General features: G+C 68.1%; 6 protein-coding genes and 1 pseudogene. 6 read left to right on the top strand and 1 reads right to left on the bottom strand.

Features of this window, described 5'->3' with window-relative positions; all coding sequences use genetic code 11:
• The first annotated feature begins 96 nt into the window (after positions 1-96).
• From G7Y50_RS12220 to G7Y50_RS10935, 5 genes are all read left to right on the top strand, one after another.
• On the top strand, positions 97-2,568 hold the full coding sequence (locus G7Y50_RS12220; RefSeq protein ID WP_165056544.1) for a UvrD-helicase domain-containing protein: 2,472 nt from the start codon (positions 97-99) through the stop codon (positions 2,566-2,568).
• A gap of 478 nt (positions 2,569-3,046) precedes the next feature.
• On the top strand, positions 3,047-5,611 hold the full coding sequence (gene leuS / locus G7Y50_RS10920) for a leucine--tRNA ligase (protein ID WP_165056545.1): 2,565 nt from the start codon (positions 3,047-3,049) through the stop codon (positions 5,609-5,611).
• Between the two features lie 27 nt (positions 5,612-5,638).
• Positions 5,639-6,319: a vancomycin high temperature exclusion protein gene (locus G7Y50_RS10925; protein WP_165056546.1), complete on the top strand. Its 681-nt coding sequence runs from the start codon at positions 5,639-5,641 to the stop codon at positions 6,317-6,319.
• 366 nt (positions 6,320-6,685) lie between these two features.
• Complete coding sequence (locus tag G7Y50_RS11960; protein ID WP_206214842.1) at positions 6,686-6,982, top strand: hypothetical protein; 297 nt, start codon at positions 6,686-6,688, stop codon at positions 6,980-6,982.
• A 174-nt stretch (positions 6,983-7,156) separates the two neighbouring features.
• The gene (locus tag G7Y50_RS10935; protein WP_165056547.1) at positions 7,157-8,071 is read left to right on the top strand and encodes a 3-phosphoglycerate dehydrogenase; all 915 of its coding nucleotides are present in this window, start codon (positions 7,157-7,159) and stop codon (positions 8,069-8,071) included.
• Between the two features lie 287 nt (positions 8,072-8,358).
• On the opposite strand, the gene G7Y50_RS10940 is transcribed toward G7Y50_RS10935, so the two are convergent.
• The gene (locus G7Y50_RS10940) at positions 8,359-10,074 is read right to left on the bottom strand and encodes a helix-turn-helix transcriptional regulator (RefSeq protein WP_165056548.1); all 1,716 of its coding nucleotides are present in this window, start codon (positions 10,072-10,074) and stop codon (positions 8,359-8,361) included.
• A gap of 510 nt (positions 10,075-10,584) precedes the next feature.
• Here G7Y50_RS10940 and G7Y50_RS10945 point away from each other — a divergent pair.
• Positions 10,585-10,799, top strand: a pseudogene (locus G7Y50_RS10945) (hypothetical protein); the annotation flags it as partial.

The raw sequence follows: 10,799 nt of genomic DNA on the forward strand, positions 1-10,799 counted from the left end.
CGTTTTTGGGATGTCAACTGGAGGTCCCGCGGGGAAGTAGTCCTCGCGGGACCTCGTCGTCTTTGCTAGAATCAGGCGACTGACGAAGGAGGGCCTATGCCGGAAGAGATGCGCGAAGGTGCTGAGGTGACGGGGGAGTGCGAACGGGCGGGCGCGGACGCGCCAATCTCTGACGACGTCGGGTCGGCCAGCCCCGCCCCCGATGACGCCTCCGACCCCGTCTTCGCCGCTGAGCAGGCGCACCTCACGTCCACCTATGACGCGCTGGTCCGCATGGCGCGCGAGCTGGTGGCCAAGATGGAGCGCACGGGGGAGCAGGCGGCGGCCGACAAGCTCTCCATGTCCGAGGAGCTCGCGCCCAACTTCGCCACCTACGCCGACGCCATGGAGACCTACGCCGACTTCGCGGCCATGAACCGCGTGATCGACGCGTACAACGTCGCGCAGGGCCTCGACGCCGAGCGCCTCTCGAGCATCCGCTTGCTGCTGCGCCAGCCGTACTTCGCGAAGGTCGAGCTGCAGTACAAGCCGGATGCCGCGCCGCGCGCGTTCTACATCGGCACGGCCGGGATCTCGGACGACAACTGCCGGCGCATGGTGGTCGACTGGCGCTCGCCCGTGGCCGAGGTGTACTACAATCAGGACAACGGGCCCACGTCCTACGTGGCCAACGGGCGCACCATCAACGTGGACCTCAAGCTGCGCCGCCAGTTCGACATCGCGGGCAGCCGCCTGAACGCCTGCTTCGACACCACGGTGGCCATCCAGGACGCGCTGCTCCTCGCATCGCTCTCGCAGCAGCGCAGCGCGCAGATGAGGGCCATCACGGCCACCATCCAGCGCGAGCAGAACCAGGTGGTGCGCCACGCCGACGTGCCCGCGCTGCTGGTGGGCGGCATCGCCGGCAGCGGCAAGACCAGCGTGCTCATGCAGCGCATCGCGTATCTGCTCTACCAGAACCGCGAGACGCTCGACGCGCGCGAGGTGTTCCTCGTCACGCCGAACGCGCTGTTCCGCCGCTATATCGAGAACGTGCTGCCTGACCTGGGGGAGCGCAACCCCGAGATCCTCACGTGGGACGAGTTCGCCGCCTCGCTTTTGCCGCCCGACCGCGGCACCGCCAAGACGCCCGTGCCGCCCGAGCTGCTCGACCGCATCGACGCGGCCCTGGAGGGCTTCGCGTTCGAGCCCGACGACTTCCGCGACGTGAGGGACGGCGGCGTGCGGTTCCTCTCGGCGGCGCAGATCCGCCAGGTGTTCGGCAAGTTTGCGAAGGCGACCGCCGGCCCGCACCAGGTGACGCTCGTGCGCGAGGAGCTGCTGCGGCGCGTGGAGAGCAAACTGGCGCAGATGGCGGTGCGCGAGGAGGCGCAGGACGAGGTCGCGGCGCTGCCGCTTGACGAGCAGCTGCGCCTGTTCGGCGAGGTGGCCGACCCCCAGGACGAGCGGGAGGCGGCGTCCTTCGCGCTGCGCTACCTGCGCGAGCGCCACGCAGGCGTGCTCGCGGCCGTGGAGAACGACGAGTGGCTGCGCGTCGACCGCATCGGCATGCGCCTGCTGGGAACGACCGACCTCGCGCCCGTGACCTGGCTCTACCTCAAGATCGCGCTCACGGGCCTGGGGAACGCGCAGGCGAAGTACGTGATGATCGACGAGGTGCAGGACTACACGGTGGCCCAGCTCCGGGTGCTCGCGCGCTACTTCCGCCGCGCGCACTTCCTGCTCCTCGGCGACGAGAACCAGGCGATCGCGGAGGGGACGGCGACGTTCGACGAGGTGCGGAAGGTGTTCGCGCAGGCGGCGGGTGCGGGCGCTGGCGTGGCAGCGGGCGCTGGTGCGGCGGCGGGCGGCGGCATGGGGGCGGGTTCGGCAGCGGCCGATGGCACATTGGCTGGCGACGGCGCGCCGGTGCGTGTGGGCGCAGGGGTTTGCGCGGCTGCGGCTGGTGACGGTGCGGGTGCGCGCGCGGGGGCGGGCGTGGCTGCAGCCGGTGATGACGCGCCGGCCGGCGTGGCCGTCTGCCAGCTCATGACGAGCTACCGCTCGACGCCCGAGATCACCGCGCTGTTTGCGGGGCTTATCCCCGAGGGCGACCGCGTGCGCGTGGCCTCGGTGCAGCGTGAGGACGCGGCGCCCGAGGTCGTCACGTGCGCGGACGAGGCCGCATGGGAGGAGGCGCTCGGGCGCGCGGTCGCGCAGGCGGGCGCCGACGTGCGGGAGCGCGGCGGCCTCGCGGCCGTGATCGCGCCGCACAAGGGCGAGGCGAAGAAGCTGGCGAAGCTGCTCGGCGCAAACGTCGGGAAAGCTGCGGGCGAAGCCACCCTCGCCCTCATCGGCAAGGGCGACGCCCTCCCCGAAAGCGGTGTCGTCCTCATCCCGCTGCAGCTGGCGAAGGGCCTTGAGTTCGACCACGTCATCATCTCCGACGCGAGCGAGCGCGCCTTCCCCGCAGGTGGCGGCCGCCTTGCGCGGAATCGCCTCTACACCACTATCTCGCGCGCCACGCGTCGCATCACGCTGCTGTCAAAGGGTGACCTCACGAGCCTGCTGCCTCGCCAGCGCGCCTGACGCTCAATCCCCCGTGTCATCCTGAGCGAGCGAAGCGAGCCGAAGGATCTGGCCCCGGGCACGGTGCGCCCGCCTGCGCAGCCCGCGTGCAACCAGATCCTTCGGCTCCGCGCCCTGCGGGCGCTTCGCTCAGGATGACACACAAGGACAACCTGCTGCCCGGGATGACGCGGAGTGGGCGCCTGACACAGGCGCCTCGCTCGAGATGACACGAAGGGAGGGCGTAGCCCCACGCCTCGCTCAGGATGACACGGGGGGAGGGACGCGTTCCCCCGCGCCCAAGGGGCGAGAGAGTCCTCACGCCCGAGGAACGAGAGGGCCCCATGTCCAAGGCGCGCCCCGCCTCTTCGCCGTCCTCCTCAGGTCCGGGGAAAAGGCGCCCTTGAACAGCGGGGTGCTGTCGGCGGAGCCGTTCCGTGGTAGACTGTTCCCACTTTGTCTCCAACGCCAAGAACGTCAGAGGAATCGAGTGTCGTTTATGAAACCTTACAACCCGCATGAGATTGAGCCGCGGCTTCAGGCCGCCTGGGAGGCGGCGGGGCTCAACGCCGTCCAAGAGGACGCGAGCAAGCCCAAGAAGTACGTCCTCGAGATGTTCCCGTACCCCTCGGGCGACATCCACATGGGGCACGTGAGCAACTACACCTACGGCGACGTCATCGCGCGCTACTCCAAGATGCGCGGCTTCGACGTGCTGCACCCCATGGGCTGGGACGCGTTCGGCCTGCCGGCTGAGAACGCCGCCATCAAGCACAAGAGCCACCCCGCGAAGTGGACGTACGCCAACATCGAGACGCAGAAGGCGTCGTTCAAGCGCATGGGCTTCTCCTACGACTGGGACCGCACCGTGGTGGCGTGCGATCCCGAGTACTACCGCTGGGGCCAGTGGATCTTTCTGCAGTTCTGGAAGCGCGGGCTGGTGGAGCGCCGCAACTCGCCGGTGAACTGGTGCCCGAGCTGCGCTACGGTGCTCGCGAACGAGCAGGTCATCGAGGGCCGCTGCTGGCGCTGCGACTCCGAGGTGGAGAAGCGCGACCTCACCCAGTGGTACTTCAAGATCACCGACTACGCGCAGGAGCTGCTCGACGACCTCGACCAGCTCGACGGCTGGCCGGAGCGCGTGAAGCAGCAGCAGGCGAACTGGATCGGCCGCTCGGAGGGCGCCGAGGTCGACTTCACGCTGTGCGACGCGGACGGCAGCCCCACCGACGAGACCATCACCGTGTTCACCACGCGCGCCGACACGCTGTTCGGCTGCAGCTTCTTCGTGCTCGCGCCCGAGTACAAGGGCCTGCATGACCTGGTGGCCGGCACGGAGTACGAGAAGCCCGTCATGGAGCTCGTGGAGGCCGCGTCGAAGGTGAGCGCCGTGGAGCGCGCCCAGGGCGACCGCGAGAAGCACGGGGTGTTCACGGGCCGCTACGTGGTGAACCCCGTGAACGGCGAGAAGGTTCCCGTGTGGGTGGCCGACTACGTGGTGGCCGACTACGGCACCGGCGCGGTCATGGCCGTCCCCTGCGGCGACCAGCGCGACTTCGAGTTCGCCCGCAAGTACGACCTGCCCATCATCCCCATCATCCTCGGCGAGGACGACCCGCTGTACCCCCAGCTCAAGGACGAGCAGAGCCGCGCGGTCACCACGGTCGACTGGGAGTGCGCCTACGCGGCCGAGGGCATCCTCGTGCAGTCCGGCCCCTACACGGGCCTGGTGGGCGGCAAGCACTCGCCGGCCGAGGAGGCCGTGGTCGCCGAGCTCGAACGCCGCGGCGCGGGCCGTCGCAAGGTGGAGTTCCGCCTGCGCGACTGGCTCATCTCGCGCCAGCGCTACTGGGGCAACCCCATCCCGGCCATCCACTGCCCTGCCTGCGGCGTGGTGCCCGTTCCCGAAGAGGACCTGCCGGTGCGGCTGCCCGAGGACATCGACCTGGCCGCGGGCGAGACGCTCGCCACGCACGAGGGCTTCGCGGCCTGCACCTGCCCCGTCTGCGGCGGCGACGCGCGCCGCGAGACGGACACGATGGACACGTTCACGTGCTCGAGCTGGTACTACATGCGCTACACCGACCCGCACAACGAGAAGGCGCCGTTCGACCCGGCTAAGGCCAACGCGTGGATGCCGGTCGACCAGTACATCGGCGGCATCGAGCACGCCATCCTCCATCTGCTCTACAGCCGCTTCTTCACGAAGGTGCTGCGCGACATGGGGATGCTCTCCTTCGACGAGCCCTTCACGAACCTGCTGTGCCAGGGCATGGTGCTCGACGCGAACGGCGAGGTCATGAGCAAGTCCAAGGGCAACGTGGTGTCGCCCGAGGAGATGATCGCCAACTACGGCGCCGACGCCGTGCGCGCCACGGTGCTGTTCATGGGCCCGCCCGACAAGGAGAAGCTGTGGAACGAGGACGGCCTCGCGGGCATGTACAAGTTCCTGAACCGCGCCTGGCGCACCGTGTGCGACCTCGTGGGCGAAGCGGGCGAGGACACCCTGTTCGGCGGCACCGAGGCTGACAAGGACACGACGCACGCGGCCATGGACGAGCTGCGCCGCGAGCGCCACCGCGTGGTGGGCAAGGTCATCGAGGACTTCGAGCGCAACAACTTCAACACCGCCATCTCGGCGATCATGGAGCTCGTGAACGCCGCCTCCGCGTTTCTGCGCGCGGCCTCGCCCGAGCGCCGGCTGGGGTGCGCGAAGGCGGGCTCCTTCAGCCGCGAGGTGGCCGACGTGCTCGTGAAGCTCATGGCGCCCATCGCGCCGCACTGGGCCGAGGAGCTGTGGCAGACGGCGCTGGGGCACGCGGAGAGCTCCGTGCACGCCCAGGCGTGGCCCGAGTTCGACCCCGAGCAGGCCAAGGCCGACGAGGTGGAGCTTGCCGTGCAGGTGAACGGCAAGGTGAAGGCCAAGATCACCGTGGCCGCCGACGCCGCCGAGGACGCGGTGAAGGCCGCCGCGCAGAAGGCCGTCTCGCGGGCGCTCGAGGGCAAGGACCTCAAGAAGGTCGTCTACGTCCCCGGCCGCCTGGTGAACATCGTTGCGAAATAGCCTCTCGCCTTTTGGGGCAGGCGCGCGATGAGCGCTCGGAGAAAGCAGCAGAAGGAGCGCAGCCTTCTCGGGCGCGCAGCGGCTGGCGTGTTGAAGCTGGCCGCTGCGTGCGCCTTGGCGCTCGCGGCGCTGGTCGTGGTGGCGAACGTGTACACCGTGGCCAGCACGCGCGACGACGTGCACACCGTGTCGCAGCTCGCGGGCGCGCATGCCGACGCGGTGGTGGTGCTCGGCGCGTCGGTGTTCGCCGACGGGACGCCGTCCGACATCCTGGCCGACCGCCTCGAGGTGGCGTGCGACCTCTACGAGGCGGGCGCCGCCGACGTCATCATCGTGAGCGGAGACAACCGCGACTCCCACTACAACGAGTCTGACGCCATGAAGGACTACTGCGTCAAGCTCGGCGTTCCTGCCGATGACGTCTACGTGGACCACGCGGGCTACGACACCTACTCCTCCATGTACCGCGCGCACTTCACCTACGGCGCGCAGAGCGCGGTGGTGGTCACGCAGGCCTACCACCTCTACCGCGCGCTCGCCATCGCGCAAGGCCTCGGCATGGACGCGCAGGGCGCGCCCGCCGACAAGGGCGCCTACGACAACCAGCTCGGCTACAGCCTGCGCGAGGTGGGCGCCCGCACGAAGGACTTCGTCAAGACCCTCCTGAAACTTCCCCCGGCCGACCCCGACCAGCCCATCACCCGCTAGCTCGCTGGCTGCTCAGGGGGAGGGGCAAAGGGGATCCCGCTTGCGGCCTTCGGCCCGCTGCGGGCGCGGGGAGGGTCTCGGAAAAGAGCCTTTTGGCAGCGCGAAGGAAAGCGCAGGCGACCCGTGGCCTGTCGCGGGCGGAGGGCTGCATGCCGGGCGCTTCCGGCATTGCTGCTGGTTCCGCCGGACTGCCCATTCTGGCGCCGAAACAGCGAAAATGGGGTATTGACGAGTAATAGATTATGTCATATAGTAAGTACAGTCTAAAACACAGGAAAGCAGCTCGGCCGTCGGCGCCGGGCTGCTTTTCGTTGGAGGCGGTTGTTGGCGTATACTGGCATCCGAACGATCTCGAAAGGCTTTGCCATGGCGAATGTAACTGACAACCAGCCCCTCACGAACGACGAGAAGCGCGCCCGCCTCGCAGGCGGGCTGGGAAGAGGCGCGAAGGCTCCCGCGGCTGCGGACGCGCAGGGCGCTTCGGCGCCTGACGCTGCCGCAGGCGCTCCGGCGCCTGGCGCCGCGCCCGTGCGCAGGATGTCACAGCTCGCGAACGAGACGGTCGACCGCAAGCTGCTCGTGCGCGGCATCGCGCTGTGCGCCGTCGTGGTGGTCGCGGCCGTCATCCTGATCGTGGTCCTGGCGGCGGGGGTGCAGTCCTAGGGCTCATTCCCCACCACTCTGCTCGCCGACGCTGGGGCGCGCCTGGAAGCCGTCTGGAAGGCCCGCGCGCAGGCGCCTGGCGTTGGTGGTAAACTCGTCCTCACGCAACGATCCGGGACGCGAGCGCGCGCCCGCGGGCTGCGCAGCACGCAAACCTTCGTCTAAGGGGAATCAATGTACAAGATTCACTGCCTGAACAACATCTCGTCCGAGGGCCTGGCCCTGCTCACCGACGACTACGAGCTCACCGACAACATCGAGGAGGCCGACGCCATCCTCGTGCGCTCCGCCAACATGCACGAGATGCCCATCCCAGCCAACCTCAAGGCCGTCGCGCGCGCGGGCGCGGGCGTGAACAACATCCCGCTCGAGGCCCTGGCGCAAGCCGGCATCCCCGTGTTCAACACGCCGGGCGCCAACGCCAACGCCGTGAAGGAGCTCGTGCTCGCGGGCATGCTGATCGCCGCGCGCGACATCGTGGGCGGCATCGAGTGGGTCAAGCAGAACGCGGACGACGAGAACGTGGGCAAGGCCGCCGAGAAGGCGAAGAAGGCGTTTGCGGGCGGCGAGATCACGGGCAAGACCCTCGGCGTCATCGGCCTCGGCGCCATCGGCAAGCTGGTCGTCGGCGCGGCCGAGGCCCTCGGCATGAAGGTCGTGGGCTACGACCCGTTCCTCGACGCCGAGCGCGCCGCCGCCATCTCCGCGGACATGGCGTTCACCTCCGAGCTGCCCGAGCTGCTCGCGGCCAGCGACTACGTCACCATCCACGTGCCCGCCCTGGACTCCACCAAGGGCATGATCGACGCCGCCGCCATCGCGCAGATGAAGGACGGCGCGGTGTTCCTGAACTTCTCGCGCGACGTCCTCGTGGACGACGCCGCCATGGCCGCGGCGCTCGAGTCCGGCAAGGTCGCGCGCTACGTCACCGACTTCGCGAATCCCGCCGTGGTGAAGATGGAGCGCGCTCTCGTGCTGCCCCACCTCGGCGCGTCGACCGCTGAGGCGGAGGACAACTGCGCGAAGATGGCCGTCACCGAGATCATGGATTACCTGGAGAACGGCACGAAGACCCATTGCGTTAACTAGATCGTTCCGCCCGTCCTGGCGGACGGGCGGAACTGCTCGACGCTGCGAAGGGCCCTGGCACCCGCCCTTGCCCTGATCGGCTTAGCCGCTCAGGGCGCGCCCTCTCGGGCGCATAGTATGTCCTAAACAGGCCACTGGCCTGTTTACTGTTTTGCACGCGGCGCGGCGCGAAGGCCGCTTGGTGCAAAGGCGGGGCAATTGCGGGCACCAGGGCCCTTCTCGCTGACGTTACGAACGACCTGCGGCGGTTACGAACGACCTGCGGCGGACTCTCGCCCTCTGCCCCCTTATCGCCGCTTCGGCTCGAAGATGTCGCGCGCGCCCTTGGGCTTCGCGCCAGGCTTCCCGCCGCCTCCGCCGTTGCCGTTCCCGCGGTCCTCGCTCGCGGCGTCCTCGCCGAGGCGGTCCTCCACCATGTTGAGCAGCTCCTGCTGCGTGTGGATGTCGAGCTTGCGGTAGATGTGGTTGATGTGCGTCTTCGCCGTGCTCTTCGAGATGCAGAGCTTGTCCTGGATGAACGCCGCGTTGTGCCCCTTCGCGAGCAGGAACATGACCTCCGTCTCGCGCCTTGAGAGCAGGTAGCGGTCGGCGATCTCCTCGCAGCGCGCGTGGAAGCGCCCCTTGGCGCGCGCCCGCGCGTCGGCCTCGGCCTCCATCTCGGCCGTCACCTCGCCGTCCTCGTTGGGGGCGATAGGCTCCGCGTGGTCGATCTCAGCCTGGAACGCGCTGTAGCCGGGCTCGATGGTCACGCGGGTGGGGTCGATGATCGCGCGGATCTCGCGCTGGCGCGGCATGAGCGCGTAGGCGAGGATCACCGTGAACATGAGGAAGAGCGCCCCGTCCGCGTCGCCGAGCAGAAACGCCAGGCTCTCCATGGTGGGCAGCTGCGCCGCCATGGTCCCGACGAACGAGGTGAGCGTGAGCAGGCCGCGCCCCAGCCCGAACACGAAGATGGGGGAGAGGCGGAACTCCTGCGAGATGTCGGAGAAGAACACCCACATGAGGCATTCGAAGCAGATGTAGCTGCAGATCACGAGGAAGTTGGCCAGCAGCGCCACGTTGGAGTCCAGCTCCGGCAGAAACATGATCGAACCGGCGATGACCGGGACGAGGCAGCGGAAGATCATGTCCCAGTGCGACTCGCTCTTCGTGAGCGCGACCGTCGCGATGATGATACCCACGCCCGCGCAGGCGGCCGCGCCCACCACGAGCTGCGACGTGATGTCGTTGATCGGCAGGATCTTGTCAACGCAGATGTAGCGCAGCACGCCGATGCTGAAGCCGAAGATGAACGTGGGGACGCCGAAGCGCGTCACGAACGCCATGCGGCGGACGGGCAGCGGGTGGAAGATGGGCATCTCCTGGCGGCGGTAGTAGGGGATGGGCGTGAGCTTCCACAGCAGGAGCGCGGCGAACACGGGAAGGACGCCGGTGAGGATGCCGGCGACGGGCGGCAGCACCCAGTGGATGAACACGAAGTACGCGGCGACGCCGATCACGATGGCCGCCGCCGTGTTGAGGATGATGGTGGTGAACTCATAGCGCGAGAACGCCGTGCCCCACAGCGCGATCATCGAGCTCGCACCCGCGCCCATGGCCACGGCCGCGACTCCCGCGACGAACTCGCCCGCCTCGCCGACCGCGCAGGAGAGGTACATGAGGTAGGTGCCGCCCGTGACGAGCACCGTTGCCATGATGAGCGCGTTCTTCCCCACGTAGAACTTGAGGAGCAGCTGGTTGGAGAACGCGATCAGAAGCAAAGACACCGTGAAGGCGACCGAGAACACGTCGAACACGATGGTCGCCAGCCCGGGGGTGAGGTAGGGGAGCGCGGGGAAGCTCTCGGACGCGGCGAAGATGGCGTCCGGCCCGAACACGGCCAAGTAGAGCCACGCTTGGAACAACCCGAAGCCTATGCACAGCGAGTTGAGGTCACCCGCTGAGTCTGATCCGTCGGCGCTGTGCGCGATGCTTATCGTAATGTGCGGAAAGCTTGCAGACACTCAGTATCCCTCCGTCGTACGATGTGAGCCGCTTGCTCAAAAATTAGAGCTAACTCTAAAAATTACCCATCCCTATCGTCTGATAATGATACATCATCTCCGCCGTAAATCTCATGGTGCGAACCGGGGGGACGGGCAAATTCGCGGTGACGGCCAAAAAGCTCGACAGAGCCCTGAGCAGGCATTGTCTGGATCGGGGTGAGGAAAATCAACCCTGAGGGTTGAGGTCGGAAAACGAAAAACGACCCCGTGGATCGAACCTCGTCCCGCCCGCCTTACGTATATTTCCGTTGTCAGTGCTTTGCGAGCAGCATCCCTGCGAGGCGCCTGCAGCGGTGCGTCATGTCTTTCGGCTGACAGCTGTTCTCGCGTGTGGCACCTGACGCTAGGCCTATGGTCACTCGCGCGAGCCCTCGCGGCTCGCGCAGGACATAGAAGTGAAGGCTCGCGTGGCTTTGCACGAAACTGGTGCGAGGCGTGCGCGGGCGACATCGACAAGGAGGGTTCCTTATGTGTTTTAGACCGGCAGATGCCTCTGCGGGCGCGGGCCCGAACAAGTGCCCCGAGTGCGGCAAGCCCATCCAGTCCATGGGCGGCCTCGTCCTGAAGTCCTGCCCCTTCTGCAAGTGCGACTTCACCCCCTACCTCAACGGCGAGAAGGCCGTGCCCGGCGCCCCCGCGGCCCCCGGCGCGCCCGCGGCGCCCGGCGCCCCGGCGGCCCCCGG

The sequence above is a fragment of the Adlercreutzia sp. ZJ176 genome (assembly GCF_011038975.1).
Classification (GTDB): Bacteria; Actinomycetota; Coriobacteriia; order Coriobacteriales; family Eggerthellaceae; genus CAAEEV01.